Here is a 16901-nt window from a genome sequence, read left to right on the forward strand (position 1 = left end):
TCTTGGTTCGTTTTCTTTGGGCCAAAGAAAGAAAATGAATGAAAGGTTGTAGTCATTATAATTTGGTCTAAACCGTATTTGACATTATTACTTAAAAAAACAACACATCAAATGATTAAAAAAATTGGATTTGGTCTATTTGCAATGACAATGATGGCCTCATGTGTGACCTCAAAAGTATACAACGAGCTAGAAGGCAAATATGCTGCCCTTAAACGAGACCATCGCACTATCGAAAATGAACTTGCTGCTCTAGAAAAAAACAGAGCTGCTGATCAAAAAGCGCTTGAACAATTAGATGCAGCCTATAAAAAATCACAAGCAGAAAAAAACGAATTGCAGGGCAAATACGATGCGGCTGTTGCAAATTATGAAGCCCTTAAAAACTCCTACACCGCTTTAGAAAAAAATAGTTCGGCTGCTATTGCCGCAAACAGTAAGAAAAACAGAGAACTCTTACAGCAATTAGAAGACAAAGAACGTACACTAGCGCAGGAACGCACGCGATTAGATAGGTTGCAAGACGAATTATCTGCACGTGCTAAACGTGTAGATGAGCTAGAAGGATTGATCGCTGCCAAAGATGCCAAAATGCAAACCCTTAAAAATGCCATCTCAAAAGCGCTTCGTAATTTTGAAGGCAAGGGACTCACGGTTGTAGAGCGCAATGGAAAAGTCTATATCTCTATGGAAAATAAACTTTTGTTTGAATCTGGCAGTTGGGCAGTAGGTGCTCAGGGACAAAAAGCAGTACGACAATTAGGAGAAGTATTAGGAGAGAATCCCGATATAGCTGTGCTGATCGAAGGCCATACCGATGATGTGCCTTATACCGGAACGGGGCAACTGCGTGGCAATTGGGATTTATCAACCAAAAGAGCCACTGCAATTGTCGCTATTTTAGAACAAAACCCACAGATAGATCCACAAAATCTTACTGCTGCTGGTAGAGGAAAATTTGCACCCGTAGCTAGTAATGATACCTCATCAGGGAAAAGTAAAAACCGACGTATCGAAGTGATTTTGACACCCAAGTTGGATGAAATCACTAAGTTATTGAATGATATCTAATCCTTTTTCTGCGCTAAGCGCAGAAAAAAAATTGCATTAAAAAAGCGGCCGTATGGCCGCTTTTTTAATATTAAGAACAAATTGAATTTCTTTTTCTTACAAACTGTTAAGGATATTTTCAACTTCTTCTCTGTTATCCTCTTTCATACTATCTTTTACGCGTCTTAGTACATCAAAGAATTTATTCATTACTTTATTAGCAAGAAGAACATCATTACTTAAATTAATTTCTTTGCCCGAAGATGTAAGTAACGAGAAACTATAAGCCTCAATTGATATTCCTTCTATTTTCTTTTTGGCTAAAGATGTAGTCCCTGTCTTTTTTACAATAGAAACCACATTTCCATATGCTATTACCTTATCAGTATATTCCGATATGTCCTTTGCCAATGGATATAACTCATCACTAAAAAGTTCACTTAGTTCTTTACTATTATGTTGTTGCGCTTGAGAGGTAAATCCTGCACCTATAAGTAGTACAAGTAGAAATAATTTTTTCATAATGTTTGGGTGTTAAAAATATTAATTTTTTTAGGTTAATTCCACCGATATATCCAACGGAACAAATTCATTTTTATTGTTAAAATAACCTTAAATAATAAGTTAAAATAAACAATTTATCTGATAAAAACCAAAAAGCATGCCACGAATTTTCACATAAAATTCTGAACATTAAAAAGTTGTCTATAATTTATTTGAAAAGCATTTATCTGATGAGGCCAAAGGTCTTTCTTTTACCGATAAAACAAGTGATCGCACCTAATATGCTATAGAAATTGCCAATATGATGTACACAACCAATGCTGTCATCAACATTCTTTCTTTTCTTTTTTTCATTGCCAAAAAAAGAAACAAAAAAGTCTAGGCCTATGGGAATACCTCCTTAAGACAAATTCATACTCAAACAACCTATTTTCAATTTCTAATACACAAAACAAGTGGATTCGCATCCATTCTGGTAACATTTTTACTTATTTTGTTACTATGTTATATAGACTAATATACTTAAACCTATCTCTATGAAACCATTAAAGGCGAGCCAATTGGTACGATATTTCATTGCGTTATGTATGCTGCTATGCTGCTTTAGTACCTACAGTCAAGCAACAATCGATACCCTCCTAGCCTCACAGTACTATCAGCAGGCAGATTCTTTGTTGACCGATCGAAAACATGATGCCTCCATGACCCTTTTTAAAAAAGCGTTACCTATTTATCAAAAAGCCAAAGCCTGGGAAAAAGTAGCGAGTTGTTATAATAAGATTTCTGAGAATCAGTGGCGTAATTATGATTTAGAAAAATCCTATTTGAATGCAAAAAAAGCACTGGATGTTAGTGTTTCTTATTTCAAGAACCATCAGGAAGAAGGTAATGCTTACGAAAATATAGGTGAGTACTATTATATACAATCAAATTATAATAATACAATTAAATTTTATAATAAAACTTTAGATATACGATTAATGATGTTTCCTAAAAATTATTTACTCATAGCAAAAGGCTACAATAATCTTGGAAGAAGTTTCTACAAACTTAACCATCATGATGAGGCACTAAAATACTTTCAAAATTGCCTAAGAATTTATGAAAATAAATTTAGAGAAAAACGAATTAAAATCGCAGGTATTTATGAGAACATAGGAGTTGTTTTTAATGCTAAAGGAGAAAACGAAAAGGCTTTAGAATTTATGAAGAAAAGTTTGGACTTAAAGTTAGAGAAATTAATTGAAAAACATCCCTCTATAGCTCAATCGCATTCCAATATTAGTATTTCATACATGAACCTTGCCAAATATAATATAGCCCTTGTACATAACAAGAGGACAATTGAAATTTATAGCAATCATTATGGCGAAAACCACCCAAAACTAATTGGCCCTTATCATAATATTGGTATTATTTATGAAAATTTACAAAAGTATGATACTGCTTTAAACTACTACTCAAAGGGATTGAAGATCATTTTAGATAAATATGGAAAAGATCATGAGTTTACAGCTCACTCCTATTTTAATTTTGGAGGAACCTTCATGAAGTTAAAAAAGTATCCTAAAGCCATAGAGTATTTTACAAAATCTAAAAATGCTTATGAAAAAATCTATGGCCCCAATAATAACAATATTCCTAAACTATATAACCGTATTTCAGAGGCATACTTTGAAAACAAAGAATTTAATAACGCTTTAGAATATAGTCAAAAATCTTTTTTTGCTAATTCGAAATATGAAAAAGATAGGTCTTTCAAAAATTTTCCTAATAATTTTTTTAATTTAACTGCTCTTTTAACCAGCCTAGAAATTCAAGCAAAAATATTCAAGGCTCTCTATCATAAATTAGATGATGCTAAATATCTTGAAAAATGCATTAAAAATTACAACAAAGCGAACCAAACCATAAATGCAATTCGCCAATCCTTTCAAAACCACCAAGACAAAATAACTTTTGCCCAACAAGCCAAAGAAATCTATCAGGGCGCTATCGAAGCTCAATTATTATTATACAAAGCCACCAACGATACGCAGGCCTTAGAAAAAGCCTTTTACTATGCCGAAAAAAGTAAAGCCAATACCCTAAAAGAACTCCTTAACGATACCCATGCCAAAAACTTTGCGGGACTCCCAACCGAACTAGTCGACCTAGAAAACACACTAAAAACAGACAAAGCCTTCTATCAATCCCAACTCCTCAAAGAAAAATCAAACTCAGAAAAATCAAACACTACGGTAGACACAACTAAAATTACAAACTATGAAAATGAACTCTTTGCCATCAATAGAAAACAAGATTCATTGACCAAAACCCTAGAAAAAAACCATCCCAACTATTATCAGCTCAAGTATCAAGATTCTATAATCTCTGTAGCCGCAATTCAGCAGAAACTAGACGAAAAAACTACACTCCTTGAGTTTTTTACTACCGATAGTACTACCTATGCCTTCACTATATCTAAAAATGATATGGCGGTTCATGAGCTCAAAACCTCACAGCTTACTGAGCAGGTCGAAACTTTTAGAAATAGCATTACCTCACGAGATCTGGCTACCTACAAAAAACAAGGGCATCCATTATACCAACAACTTATTAATCCACTACAAAATGAGCTGCTGGGCGATGAGCTTATTATTGTTCCTGATGGTCCTTTATGGCACCTCAACTTTGAACTCCTTCTCACAAATGATGATCATACTAATAACCCACAATTATTATCTTATTGGTTGCGAGAAAAAGCCATCACCTATGCCAATGCTGCCAATTTATTATTTACTCGTTTTAGTACTAAGGTTGCCTAGAAAAACGCAAAAGAATGTTTGGCGTTCTCTTTCTCTGATGACACCAACGGTACTAATTCGAATACAATGAGTTTGGCGACGCTTAGAGGTACCGATGATGACCTACCAGGCACACGCGAGGAGATCAAAGCCATTGCGGATATTATCGATGGGCAATACTATTATGGGGCGCAGGCGATCGAAGCCAATTTTAAGAAAAATGCAGGAGCGTATAATATTCTACATCTTGCCTTGCACGGGGAAGTAGACCATGAGCGTCCCGAAAACTCACGCCTCTTTTTTACAAAAAGTAAAGACACCCTAGAGGATAATATGCTCTATAGTCATGAATTATTTGCACTCGATATTCCTGCAGAACTTACCGTATTGAGTGCTTGTAATACGGGAAGCGGTAAAATTGCAGCAGGAGAAGGGATCATGAGTCTTGGGACCGCTTTTCAGTACGCAGGGAGCAAAAGTTTACTATTGACTCGCTGGGAAGTATCGGATCAAACGACCCCACAAGTCATGAAATATTTTTATACCAATCTCAAAAAAGACATGACCAAAAGCAAGGCGCTACAGCAAGCAAAATTAAACTATCTTGCCAATGCAGATATCAATCGAGTGCATCCTTTTTATTGGGGAGGGTTTTATCTGGTAGGAGATACAGGGGCTATCGATTTTAAGAACCATCACGCCGCTTTATACTGGTCTATTGGATTGGGTATTATTATCCTACTAATACTTATTACGTTTTGGTATAGAAAAAGATACAGAAAACAGAAAACACAACCAACATAAGACACTTAATATTAGCAAGTTCTAATTATTATAGTATCTTTAGGAACAACAACCTAATACTACCTCTAAATAAATACTACTACTAAATAATCTAATACTATGTTTATACTTTTCGGTACAAGAGGACTAAAACACGAAGTAAAAGAAAGTCCTGTATTATCAAATTCATGTCCAAATTGCAAAGAAGGAAACTTGGTTAATAAACTCTACCGACGTTGGTTTACCTTATTTTTTATTCCTGTAATCCCCTTGGATGTAGTAGACCGCTTCTATGAATGTGATAATTGCAAAAGTGCCTATAATGAAAGTATAAAAACCGTATTACAACAATCACAACAAGAAATTACCGAAAACCAAAAGAATGCACAACGTGCTTACGCCAAAGCACTAATTGCTGCTATGACCCATATGGCTATTATAGACGGGGATTTTGCGGTAGAAGAAGAACGAGAAATCATGGATGCGCTGCAGGGGTTTCCTGATATAAAAGACGAATTAACCGAAATACACCAGAAAGTAAAAGAACAAGGAAACATAGATAATCAAGTCTTTAATTATCTTAATGAAGCCAGAAATCAATTGTCATCAGAATCTTTGATTAATATTCTTGCTCAGGCAGCCGTTGTATTATTGGCAGATGGAGCTATCGAAAAAGAGGAAGAAAACCTAATGAAAGAATACTTAATCGCCTGCGGATTGCCTAAAGAAATGTATCATACCCTTATCGATAAATTAAAACAAAAGGATATGACCAACATCAAAAAAGAGCAGATGAATTAAAAAATAGTTTTTTTAGTTGACACTATGCTCTATTTGGCAGGTAGCTTGGGATCTAAAAAGATTGGCTATTTTATTAGTAGCATGTTCTATATGCATTTTAGACTGTATCTTATTTTCAGCATTTTTACGTATTAAATTATACAGTTCTTGATTGGCTATTAATTCATCTATAGCTCTTGCTATAGCTAAACTATCCTTTTCTTTAACCAATAATCCTGTTATTCTGTCTTCGATGACTTCTGGAATTGCTGATGTAGCTGTAGAAATTACTGGAAGACCTAATGCCATCGCTTCTACAATTACATTGGGCAATCCGTCTCGGTCTCCATTTTGTGCAATAATACTTGGTAAAACAAAAACATCAGACTTTATAAACATCTGTCTTACCATATCCTGTTTTTGAAATCCTATTATTTTAATAAATGCTTCTAACCTATTGGTCCTAATAAAATCAATCATCTTATCTTTTAGCACTCCCTCACCGATAATTGTACAGTTAATATTCTTTCCTTTATCTACTAATATTTTGATAGACTCTAATAGATAAAAAAGTCCTTTCTTTTCTACTAATCGTGCAACCGAAATGATCTTTATTTCGGAAGTATTTACATCTTTTCTTTCTCTAAAAGTCCATTTTGATGTATCGATACCATGATAAACTTTATGTATTTTATCTTGATACTTATTGCATGTAACTTTATTAAGATATTCTCTATTATACTCTGTACATGTAATTACAAAACTAGATTCTCTTATAACCTTTTTAATTTTATCTGTATTTGTATAAATATCATTTGCATGCATGGTAAGACTATAATTAAGACCAAAAAGCTTTGATAAAACGGATGCAATATCTACCGCCAAAAAGGCAAAATGAGCGTGAAAATGTGTAATCGAAGTTCTTTTTAATTTTGAAAAAAAATACAATCCAATGCAATAATCTCTAAATGATTTTAATGAATTTTTACCTGAACTTATTGAACCTAATTGTATTAATTTCGGAAACAGTAAAGGGTTTTTAAACAAAAAGAAAAAAGAAAAATATCTGTATAATTTTGGTAAATAAATGACTGATGCTCTTAAATCATTTAATTCAGGCATGCACATGTATTTGTTTTGTTTTTTGAGAACTAATACTTCTAATTCTATTCCTCGATGTTCTAGTTCTAGCATTTCATTTAAAACGAAATGCTCTGTAGGAGATGGAAAATTTTCTATCAGGTAAACTATCTTTTTCTGATTACTATTATTATTTTCTAATTCCATTCCTTATCTCCTTGGGATTAATAACATTGGTATATAATAAAAATGATATGAATGCTATTGTAGCAACTACAAAATTAACTCCAATAAAACCTACTTTATTAATAAGGCTCGTATCAAAATCGGGGAACAAAAACTGATTTCCTATAATTATAATCATCCCAAATATACAGGTTGCAATTACCAACTTGAACAGGTGCTTTTTTTGTTCCTTTAAGTTAAATGTCATTTTATGCTTTAGAAGGTATAATAAAATGAGATTTTTTACACTTTTCTGAATCACATATGCCAGTGCCACTCCTGTATATCCCATAATATTTACGAATACCCAAGTAAGTATCATGTTTAAAATAACACATCCAATTCCTACAAATACGGGTGTTTTTGTGTCTTCATTCGCATAGTAAAAAATCACTAAAACTGTTTCTATTGCAAAAAAGACTAACCCTGTAGCATATACCATTAATGGCTTTGCAGTTAATGCTGTAGAATATGCGTCAAATGCTCCTCTTTCGAAAACTATTTCTACAATTGAACCAGAGTATACCAGGAAAAAGAAAGATAATGGCAAAAACAAGATGATAATCCATTTCAAGCACTCTAAAAAAAAACTCTTTAACTTTTCTGTATTTTTTTCTATTGCCAATTGAGAAAAATAGGGAAATACTACGATACTTAATATATAGGGAAATATTATAACTGGTAATTCAATTATTTTTTTAGAATAACTCAATGCTGCGATGGCTCCTTCCTGTAAATATGATGCAAATCCGTTATCAACCAAAGAACTTAATTGAGAAAAACCTACACCCAATAATAATGGCCATGTGAGCACCCATAATCGTTTCTTATACTCTGTTTTAATCGAAGTTCTTTTAAAAGAAATCTTACTATACAATTTTGTGAGATGCACTATTAATCGAACTATTGAACCCACTACTATTCCCAAAACGGCACCATAAATACCATAATCATCATATAAAAGGACCATTAATAAAACGATGGCTCCTTTAAAAAAAAACTCTCCAGATGCTGGTAAAACGAATTCCTTTTGTGCGTTTAGTATAATATTTGTTAATGTTGATAACGCTAAAAAAATAGCAGCCGGAATTCCTATTTTTATAAGTTCACTAGTCAAATCAAACTTTTCATCACTAAAACCTGGTGCAAAAATGGAGACAAAATAATCAGGGAATATAATCGCCATAGTGCTCACCACAACTGTTACAAATAGTATTATTCTTAATCCGAAATTAAAAATATCCCAAGCTTCTTTGTCATCAGGTTCCTTTTCTTTTGCTGTTAAAAAGACTCTCAAGAACCCCGGTTCTATTATTTCTCTAAAAAAATAAAAAAAGCTTAATACTAATGTAATAACCACAGTATATACGTCGACTTCATAGCCTGTACCATAATACTTTGCTAAGATTAATTTTTCTACATAACCAAGAGCCTTTACTAAAAACGTAATGATTAATAGACCAATCGATGATCTCAATACTTCGTTTTTAAAAATTCTATTTGTTAAATACTTCTTCATAAACTTTTATTGTTTCTTTAGCTGTTTTCTCCCAACTATATTGTTTTACCCATTCTTTACTTAGGGCTATGTTCTTTTTTCTAAGCTCCTCATCGTGAATAAGTATTTCAATTCCGTTTGCTATATCGTCTATATTGTATGGGTCGACTTTTATACAAGCACTACCACAAATCTCAGGAGAAGCTCCTTCTCTAGAGACCAAAACAGGTACTTCGCAGGCCATTGCTTCGAGTGGCGGTATTCCAAAACCTTCATATATCGATGGAAAAACAAATACATCCGCAAAAGAATACAAAACGGGTAAATCTTCTTTCGGAACATACCCCGTAAACAAGATCTGTTGTTCCAGATCAAACTCTTTGATTACTTGATACATGGATTTATATTTCCATCCTAATTTCCCTACTATTACTAACTTATGCGTAATCTTATCCTGTTGTAATAATTTTTTGTAGGCTTGTAATAATCTTGTTAAATTCTTTTTCCCTTCTATTGTTCCGACGAAAAGAATATATTTTTCTGGTAATTTATACTTACTCGCAATGTCTGAGTTTTCAGTTTTTTTAAAAATGGGGTCTATACCTAAATGAATGACTTTTATTTTTTCTTCATTAACACCAAAATGTCTTATAATATCTAATTTTACTGTATTTGAAACGGTAATTATTTTTTTTGCCTTTTTAAGAGTCGATCTCATTAATAAGTTGAAATAAACAACAGATTGATTTTTACACAAATCTGGATAATCCAGCGTTATCAAATCATGAATAGTAACAATAGATGGCAATTTCCAAAATCTAGGAAGGACATAATTAGGCGTATGATATAGATCACACTCCTTTCTTTTTAGATAAGATTCAAGACAAAAATTCTCATAAAGTATTCGCTTAAGACTATTCCTATTATTAGATGAACTAATCTCAATATGTATTGTATTTGATTTTAGTTTCTTTAATTCTGCGTACAAATATTCGGCATAATACTGAACTCCTGTATTTTCTCTTCCTATTTGTAATCCATTTAAAAAAACTTTTTTCATTACCTACTCTTACTTTTTATTAGAAAAATATTTTTTAGGAATTATATTTTCTGTTAAGAATTTTTCGTAAAAAACTTCAGCAATTACTTTATGCCCTACTTGGTTTGTGTGACCATCTCTTTTACCAAAAGAATATTCTGGTAATCTCTCTATATCCAAACCTAAATAATCAATACCTCCATCAGCTAATAAATTTGGAATTTCTGGAGGTATTTTATAAGGTACAAATAACATTAATCTTGAATTCAACAATTTCACTGAATCACATGCTTTTTTATATATATTTTTAGACTCTTCTAATGTTAATTTTTTCAAAGGTGGTTTTTCTAACGTAAATCTATTTCTTGTATATCCTCTTACATATCTTCTTGATTTAAAAACATATTTTGTCATGAACTTTTCAAAAGAGCTTTCACGTTTTTCTATATATACTTTTACCATGTATCTGAAAATATAAGAGGTATCATATACTCTAGTAAATAATGTGGGGCTAGAAAATTTTTCATCAATAAATTTTTTAGTTTCTTCTAATGATTCATTCTCATTAAAATACCCTATTTGAAAACCTTTATAGGTTTCTCTATACTCTATTCTTGATGCGATTGGAAATATCGCATTGGTTAATATTAAATCTGGTTTATACTTTTCTATACTACGATACGCTAACTTTATATTAGAAAATGCTCTATTTTGCCCATCAATAGAAAAATTCATTATTTCGATATTGTCTCCATTTTCTTTGAATTTTTTCTGTAATAATCGGGCATAACAGTTGGGTCCATCAGTATCTGTTCCTGTATCATCTGAAGCTCCAATTAATGCAATTCTAAACATCCCTGGTTCTTTTTCAACCTCAAATTCATCCCAGTTAAAACCATCACTGTTAATTTTATATTTATTGCTAAAAGCTGCTGTAGTTTTATAGCCTTCAGCTCCTGGCAAATATCGGTATCCAAGCTCTGAATCCGCAATATATTGGGGTCTTTTAAATTGTCTTAGTTGATCTGATGAAGTTATTCTAAGTAGTATTTCGATTAGGATAAACATTACTAGAAAAGCCAAAAACACTAACTTAATCTTTTTAATTTTTTTCATTTCTCTATTCTATTTTTATTAATTCGAGAAAACCTGTTTCATTTTTTTTATATGGTTTTCTATATTAAATTTTTCAATGATTCTTTTTCTACCTTCTACCCCAAAATCCCTTCTTAACTTATCGTTATTAAGTAAAACCAAAGTGTACTCTGCTAGCTTTTTATAGTTATAACAACTGACCAAATATCCTGTCTCATTGTGCTTTACAATCTCTAAGGCTCCCCCAGATTGGTATGACACAATAGGTTTATTCATTGACATAGATTCTATCAAAACTCGACCAAATGGCTCGTTGGTAGCAGGATGAATTAAAACATCTATTTTTGATATTACCGTAGTAATATCTTCGACAAAACCCTTTAAACATACAATACCATTTAGACCTAAAGCCTCTATTTCCTCCTGCAATTTTATTTTATAGTATTGATCTTTTGGGTTTAAAACCTCTCCTACAATCAGGAATTTTATATTCGGGTTTTCGTCATAGATTAATCTAGCCGCTTTTATAAAATCAATTTGATTTTTCCATGGGGTTAATTGGGCTATACATGCTATTGTTTTAACATTAGCATCCATTCTTAGATGTTTTGTAGTGTCGGGCTCAACACCTTTATATTTAAAAACGTCAATACCTCCATATATGCACTCTTTCTTCTGTGTATTCTTAAATTGTTCACTAATGAACTTAGAATTACAAACTATTTTATCACTCAGGAAACTAAGAAGACGAGTAACCATTTTTGATTTCAAAACATCCCTAACATGCCATATTTTTTTTGTGTTAAAAAAATACAATGCTACCCAAATAAGATTTAAAAAAGAATGTGCTCCATTGAAATAAATAAGTTCGGGTTTAAACTGTCTTAACTGTTTTATACAGATATAATTATTTCTAAAAGATTGTATTACAAATTTGATCCAGGAGCATTTATTAATGATTGGTGTAATTAGCAAAAAATTAGTCAACTTAATATCTTTAAAATAACTTTTGTTTCCGCCAATTAAAAAGAATTGAAATTCGTGATCAATTTTTTCTAGCAATTGTTTTAAACTAATCTCTGCACCACTAATGCTTTGGGATGAACTGACTAACACAATTTTTTTCATTATTACAATAGAATAAATTCTTGATTAATATTGCATTAGGGTTCCTTCTCTTTTTCCTTTATTAACTGCCCATTCGAAAAACTTAAGACTTAATGGAAAAAGTAATATTGCCGAAAAAAACAAAATCATCAATTGATTCGATAACATGGGTATAGAATATCCTTGTAAAATTGATAACCTCAAAGCATCCAGAGAATATCTAATAGGAACGACATAGGAAATTGCCTTGAGCCAATCCGGCAATATTTCTACAGGAAATACTGCGCCTCCCAATAAAGAACTCATGGTTCCAAATAGAATTCCAAATGGCTCTCCTTTTTTAAATATTATCGTTCCTGCTGCCGAAAAAATACCTAAACTAACAAACACTAGAAGAGATAAAATTAAAGCTAAAATAGTGGACAGTATATTCATACTAGAAATATCAAATCCCAAAAACAATATGGCAACAATAAACATGAAAATTAAAATAGTTCCATTATGTATAAATTTAAAAACTGCGGACATGAAAATGATAGCTTTGGTATCTGTTTGCGAACTCAACAAGGCCTCTAGACAACCTGCCATTTGATCTCTTCTAGTTGCTGCAGAAAACTCTTGCACCGCCATGGTAAAATAAGTTGTAAATGCAATTCCAATCAATGTAAATTCAAAATAGCTTCCTCCATATTGCAGCAGGCTTTCTTGTGTTTGTTCTGGTATTAATTTGTTAATAAAAAAATAGGTTAGCAACGGAAATATGGTTCCAAATGTTGTGGTTATCATAGCCATTTTATAACTCAAGAAAATTTTAAAGTCTCTTTTCAAAAAGGCTAATAGTTTATATAATTTCATTTACTTATCTTATATATTAGAAATCAGTTATAGAACTGGTTTAAAGTTTTTACAATTTGCTATAAAAAATTACTTCATCTGGTCACAAAATTGTCTTTTTTCGCTGACATCAAAAAAGTTTTAACCAGTTCATTCTTTTAATTCGTTTTACGACAAAACCGTTTTTAAGATTCAAAATTCTTATCAGAATTTATAATTAGCTTATAATAATTTTCTAATGTTTTATACTTGTCTATTATGTCGCTAATAGAAGAAAAATCGACTATCGCACCTTTTTTCATAAAACATACTTTATCACACAACCTCTGGGCTTCTGCCAGACTATGAGTTGCGATGAGCAAAGTTCTATCTTTATTAACATGGACTCTTTTGGAGATAATACTAGCAATATCATCTGCCGAAATAGGGTCTAGTGTTCGGGTAGGTTCATCTAGAATCAAAATATCAGGACTGGAAATCATACCTCTTGCGATTGCTAGCTTTTGTTTCATTCCGGAAGAATAGCCTGCAAAAATTTTATCCTTTGCTTCTTGAAGTCCCACAAGATCCATAAGATCATCCACTTTTTTATGAAGACCATCTCCAGAAAAATTATCTAATGAGGCAAAAAATAACAAGTTTTGTCTTCCTGTTAACCTCCAATAAAAACTTCGCTCCTCATTTAAAACGAATCCTACTTTTTTCTTAGCTTTAAGACTCTCCTTTTTGGTATCATGACCATTAACTGTTAAACTTCCAGTTGTAGGATAGAGTAACCCACCTATTATTTTCAGAAGAGTTGTTTTTCCTGCGCCATTAGTTCCCAAAAAAGCAATTCTGTCTCCTGCCTCTATATTTAAACTCACGCCTTTTAAGGCTGTAAATTTATGACTCCTAAAAGGGCTAGTTATGTACTCTATATACTTTTTGGGCATAGGATACTGCATGAAAATATTATCCGCTATTATCATTTTGTTTTACTATTATTTTGTAATTCTATTTTTATTACTAAAATCAATATAATTAGTTACTATTTTAATTTCTGGAATATTGACGGTCAAACACGAACTATATGCTTCATCCATCTGAAAATTAAATTGGTGCCATCTTTTATTTTTATAACTTACTTGATTATCTTCAATTCTTATCTCTTGCAAGGGTATTGAAACCCCTCTGCCATCTGCTTTAATCATACTTTCTTTGATTGACCAATAGTTAAAAAAACTTCGTTTCGAATCTTCCGAAACATGTATGATTTCCCATTCTTCGGGCGTCATTACCCCCTGAAAATCATTGAAATCAACTTCAGCAATCTTCTCTACGTCAATACCTAACCGAACATTTTTTCCTATTGCGCACACTACATATTCTCCAGAATGAGAAATATTAAAATCAATACTATCATCAATATAGGGTCTATTGTATTTGGTATATTTTATCTTATTGAGATCACTCTCTAATACTACTTTTTTAAGCCCTTCCATTAGCAATAGTTTCCCAAATAAATTAGCATGTCTATCCTGCCATTTAACGAACTGTTTGTTTATTTTCTGAAATTCAATTGGTAATTTTTTCAAAAAATAGCAGTATGTTAATTCAGGTAATTCCTGCTCGAATTTCGTATAGAAAATAGTAATCGTTTTCAAGGGGTATACTTTAGAATTAAAATCATATTAACTTACCCCTATTGTTTTCTCAAAACTTTGGTAAAACCTATCAACTAAAAAACCAACATGATCATATATAAAAAAATGATCTCCTTCAAGCTTTGTTATTTTCACAACCTTATTGGTTATTGTTCCCCATTCGATTATATCAGATTTATGGAGAATTTCTTTATTCCCGTACAAAACATCAATTGGAATATGTAAAACATTAGCATGAATATGTTGATAATATTCAATCGCTCTAAAATCAGCTCTCAGAATTGGTTCAAAAAAATCCCTTAATCCCTTTTCTTTTAAAATTTCATCTGGAAACCCTCCAAGTTCAGAAATCTTCTCCCAAAATAACTCCGAAGGCAAAAGACATCTCTTTTCTTCATTTATAACACCAGGAGCCTCTCTTCCTGAAACAATTAGCTTACTAGGTTGAGGAAGTTTTAATTCTTCTATTTTTCTACATACTAAATACCCTATTAAAGCTCCCATACTATGCCCATAAATAATGTACTCGTCTTGATGTAATTTATCCTTGATCTGGTCAAATACATCTTTAACAATTTCATCAACTGAATCCAAAAGTTTTTCCTCTAACCGAAACCCTCTTCCTGGATATTCTATTACCTCTAATTTTATTCCTTTTTTATTTAGATCCTTCTTTAAAAAATTAAAGGAATTTTCGTTACCTCCTGCAAATGGAAATGCAATCACTTTCATACTTATGCTTGCTTTTTTAGTATACCCGCTTTTGGTTCTTTCAGTTCCATAAAATTATTCCCTATCCAATCAACTATCATTTCTGTTAATACATTTTGTGACCACTGTGGTGTAAATGTATGATCTATATTTTCCATTAACTTTACATGTAAAAAATCAGTTTTATTATACGTAGTTAATAGATCACGCATAGATAAATTGAATATATCTATAGCTATTCCTCCCTCACAAAAAATTAAAAATGACTTAACATTTCTAGTAAAAAGCAACTCCCAATCTTTAAGGTTATATTCTTTTTGAATTGCAATGGTATCGGTAGGAATTTCTTCCTGTTCCGAATTGGATTCCTTTTTAGATGTCCCTGTCATTTTTTTGAGTGTATTGGCTCCCATATTAGCTACCATTTTAAAATTCTTTGCACTCAAAACATTACTATTCCCATTTAGTACCTTTTTCCATCGATTAAGATCAAATGCATTCTTTTTATAATAGCGAATTGACAAATTTCTATTCGCAATGGGGTAAACATCTTTTAGTAAACTTTTATCTCCATAAATCCCGTCTACTAAAACTAAACCAACAATTCTATGGTCCAACAATGAATTTCTAAAAGCATCTTCTGCACCAGAACAAATACCTGATAATACAAAGTTTTTAATCCCTGTTTTTTTTTGAATAACATTCATTGCTTGTCGAATTTCTTCATCTTTTACTTCTTGGAAATTGCCTTCGATATTGGTTTTCCCACTATCTCCCATACTGGAATAATCAAACCGAAAGCTAACAATTCCTATACGAGACAATTCCCTAGCAGTTTTTACATATAACCTATTGGGACCACATTTAGGAATAACCCCAGCATTAATAAATATAACACAAGGGGAGTCTGCCTTGAAATTATCTTTATCTCGATTCAAAACACCCACTAGAACGTTATTTTTTCCAAAACAAATAATATCTTCTTTACCACTCATTTTAAACCGTTTTTATCCAATTAATAATTTTATTTATTTCCTGAACTGGGACTAAAGATTTATCCTTTTCTTTTTCTCGTTTTAGCCAAAACTCTTTATTTATAATATTTTCAAAAGTTACTTGCTCAATAGTTCCTAAATTCTTTGGATCATCTTGATCTATAATTAGTGTGGGAAATTGCGTTAAAAAATCTTCTTTTGTAAATTCAATCGACTGAATACTATTGACTAATGATGCATTATATAAAAAACCAAAACTGGAAATCGCTCCTTTTGGAAGTTCATTTTCATTGGTAAAAGATCCTTCTAACCATTCTTTATAATTAGAGCTTATTTCATTTAAATAATTTTTACCCGAAGTTATAGGACTCCATAGAACAAGCCCATCAATCTTTGCTTTTTTTGAATGCAATAATGCCAAAGTTGCTCCTATTCTCGCTCCAATAAGAAATACTTTTTTAACGCCACATGCCTCTTTTAATTCTTTGACCGCAAGTTCAATATCTTCCAAACTTTGATCCATAGAATTTATTTCTGAAAAGTCCCCAGACGAATCTCCAGTGCCATAATAGTCAAACCTAAGTGTATGAAATCCTTCTTGAGCCAATTTGGTAGCCAAATTTGTATATAACTTATGACATCTTATATATTCCTGTCCATATGGGTAGCATAATATTACTCCATACTCTTCATAATCAAAAATAGTTGGTTCGTGATAAACACTATAAAGTTGATCTTTCTTTTTTTCAATATATAAATACTCCATTT

General features: G+C 31.9%; 14 protein-coding genes and 1 pseudogene. 3 read left to right on the forward strand and 12 right to left on the reverse strand.

Going from position 1 to position 16901, the window contains the following annotated elements; genetic code table 11:
* Window positions 1-111: 111 nt before the first annotated feature.
* On the forward strand, window positions 112-1071 hold the full coding sequence (locus DZ60_RS0112865) for an OmpA/MotB family protein (protein ID WP_025742478.1): 960 nt from the start codon (window positions 112-114) through the stop codon (window positions 1069-1071).
* Between the two features lie 96 nt (window positions 1072-1167).
* Here DZ60_RS0112865 and DZ60_RS0112870 read toward each other — a convergent pair whose 3' ends face one another.
* A complete protein-coding gene (locus tag DZ60_RS0112870) occupies window positions 1168-1572 on the reverse strand; it encodes a hypothetical protein (RefSeq protein ID WP_025742479.1) in 405 nt (134 codons plus the stop codon).
* 683 nt (window positions 1573-2255) lie between these two features.
* On the opposite strand from DZ60_RS0112870, the pseudogene DZ60_RS0112875 reads away from it, so the two are divergent.
* Both DZ60_RS0112875 and DZ60_RS0112885 read left to right on the forward strand, forming a co-directional pair.
* A pseudogene (locus tag DZ60_RS0112875) lies at window positions 2256-5144 on the forward strand (CHAT domain-containing protein).
* A 99-nt stretch (window positions 5145-5243) separates the two neighbouring features.
* Window positions 5244-5924: a TerB family tellurite resistance protein gene (locus DZ60_RS0112885; RefSeq protein WP_025742482.1), complete on the forward strand. Its 681-nt coding sequence runs from the start codon at window positions 5244-5246 to the stop codon at window positions 5922-5924.
* Between the two features lie 12 nt (window positions 5925-5936).
* Here DZ60_RS0112885 and DZ60_RS0112890 read toward each other — a convergent pair whose 3' ends face one another.
* The 11 genes from DZ60_RS0112890 to DZ60_RS0112940 all read right to left on the reverse strand — a co-directional run bounded on the left by DZ60_RS0112890 (window position 5937) and on the right by DZ60_RS0112940 (window position 16899).
* Window positions 5937-7190, reverse strand: a complete 1254-nt coding sequence (locus tag DZ60_RS0112890) for a glycosyltransferase family 4 protein (RefSeq protein ID WP_025742483.1) — start codon at window positions 7188-7190, stop codon at window positions 5937-5939.
* The gene (gene murJ / locus DZ60_RS0112895; RefSeq protein WP_025742484.1) at window positions 7174-8727 is read right to left on the reverse strand and encodes a murein biosynthesis integral membrane protein MurJ; all 1554 of its coding nucleotides are present in this window, start codon (window positions 8725-8727) and stop codon (window positions 7174-7176) included. Before murJ ends, DZ60_RS0112890 begins: the two co-directional genes overlap by 17 nt.
* Window positions 8705-9766 (reverse strand): glycosyltransferase family 4 protein, encoded by a 1062-nt coding sequence (locus tag DZ60_RS0112900; protein ID WP_025742485.1) that lies wholly within the window; start codon window positions 9764-9766, stop codon window positions 8705-8707. The genes murJ and DZ60_RS0112900 overlap by 23 nt, the downstream gene beginning before the upstream one ends.
* 9 nt (window positions 9767-9775) lie before the next feature.
* Entirely contained in the window at window positions 9776-10861 is a 1086-nt protein-coding gene (locus tag DZ60_RS0112905) for a hypothetical protein (RefSeq protein ID WP_025742486.1), read from the reverse strand.
* Between the two features lie 18 nt (window positions 10862-10879).
* Complete coding sequence (locus tag DZ60_RS0112910) at window positions 10880-11968, reverse strand: glycosyltransferase family 4 protein (RefSeq protein ID WP_025742487.1); 1089 nt, start codon at window positions 11966-11968, stop codon at window positions 10880-10882.
* A gap of 24 nt (window positions 11969-11992) precedes the next feature.
* Window positions 11993-12802 (reverse strand): ABC transporter permease, encoded by an 810-nt coding sequence (locus DZ60_RS0112915; RefSeq protein WP_025742488.1) that lies wholly within the window; start codon window positions 12800-12802, stop codon window positions 11993-11995.
* A gap of 164 nt (window positions 12803-12966) precedes the next feature.
* Entirely contained in the window at window positions 12967-13752 is a 786-nt protein-coding gene (locus DZ60_RS0112920; RefSeq protein ID WP_025742489.1) for an ABC transporter ATP-binding protein, read from the reverse strand.
* Window positions 13753-13764: 12 nt separating this feature from the next.
* The gene (locus DZ60_RS24295; protein WP_152537427.1) at window positions 13765-14358 is read right to left on the reverse strand and encodes a 4'-phosphopantetheinyl transferase family protein; all 594 of its coding nucleotides are present in this window, start codon (window positions 14356-14358) and stop codon (window positions 13765-13767) included.
* A gap of 96 nt (window positions 14359-14454) precedes the next feature.
* Window positions 14455-15159, reverse strand: coding sequence for a thioesterase II family protein (locus DZ60_RS0112930; protein ID WP_025742491.1), 705 nt, complete (start codon window positions 15157-15159; stop codon window positions 14455-14457).
* A gap of 2 nt (window positions 15160-15161) precedes the next feature.
* Window positions 15162-16133, reverse strand: a complete 972-nt coding sequence (locus DZ60_RS0112935; RefSeq protein WP_025742492.1) for an alpha/beta hydrolase family protein — start codon at window positions 16131-16133, stop codon at window positions 15162-15164.
* A gap of 1 nt (window position 16134) precedes the next feature.
* Window positions 16135-16899 carry a serine aminopeptidase domain-containing protein gene (locus tag DZ60_RS0112940; protein WP_025742493.1) on the reverse strand — a complete coding sequence of 255 codons (765 nt, stop codon included), beginning with the start codon at window positions 16897-16899 and terminating at the stop codon, window positions 16135-16137.
* Window positions 16900-16901: the final 2 nt, after the last annotated feature.

It is taken from the genome of Aquimarina pacifica, from assembly GCF_000520955.1.
In the GTDB taxonomy this organism is placed as follows: Bacteria; Bacteroidota; Bacteroidia; order Flavobacteriales; family Flavobacteriaceae; genus Aquimarina; species Aquimarina pacifica.

What these genes read in the sequence shown, in the direction of transcription:
- murJ (WP_025742484.1), bottom strand. Translation starts at nt 8,727, where the DNA reads ATGAAGAAGTATTTAACAAATAGAATTTTTAAAAACGAAGTATTGAGA.
- DZ60_RS0112900 (WP_025742485.1), bottom strand. Translation starts at nt 9,766, where the DNA reads ATGAAAAAAGTTTTTTTAAATGGATTACAAATAGGAAGAGAAAATACA.
- DZ60_RS0112905 (WP_025742486.1), bottom strand. Translation starts at nt 10,861, where the DNA reads ATGAAAAAAATTAAAAAGATTAAGTTAGTGTTTTTGGCTTTTCTAGTA.
- DZ60_RS0112920 (WP_025742489.1), bottom strand. Translation starts at nt 13,752, where the DNA reads ATGATAATAGCGGATAATATTTTCATGCAGTATCCTATGCCCAAAAAG.
- DZ60_RS0112935 (WP_025742492.1), bottom strand. Translation starts at nt 16,133, where the DNA reads ATGAGTGGTAAAGAAGATATTATTTGTTTTGGAAAAAATAACGTTCTA.
- DZ60_RS0112930 (WP_025742491.1), bottom strand. Translation starts at nt 15,159, where the DNA reads ATGAAAGTGATTGCATTTCCATTTGCAGGAGGTAACGAAAATTCCTTT.
- DZ60_RS0112890 (WP_025742483.1), bottom strand. Translation starts at nt 7,190, where the DNA reads ATGGAATTAGAAAATAATAATAGTAATCAGAAAAAGATAGTTTACCTG.
- DZ60_RS0112915 (WP_025742488.1), bottom strand. Translation starts at nt 12,802, where the DNA reads ATGAAATTATATAAACTATTAGCCTTTTTGAAAAGAGACTTTAAAATT.
- DZ60_RS0112885 (WP_025742482.1), top strand. Translation starts at nt 5,244, where the DNA reads ATGTTTATACTTTTCGGTACAAGAGGACTAAAACACGAAGTAAAAGAA.
- DZ60_RS0112865 (WP_025742478.1), top strand. Translation starts at nt 112, where the DNA reads ATGATTAAAAAAATTGGATTTGGTCTATTTGCAATGACAATGATGGCC.
- DZ60_RS0112870 (WP_025742479.1), bottom strand. Translation starts at nt 1,572, where the DNA reads ATGAAAAAATTATTTCTACTTGTACTACTTATAGGTGCAGGATTTACC.
- DZ60_RS0112910 (WP_025742487.1), bottom strand. Translation starts at nt 11,968, where the DNA reads ATGAAAAAAATTGTGTTAGTCAGTTCATCCCAAAGCATTAGTGGTGCA.
- DZ60_RS0112940 (WP_025742493.1), bottom strand. Translation starts at nt 16,899, where the DNA reads ATGGAGTATTTATATATTGAAAAAAAGAAAGATCAACTTTATAGTGTT.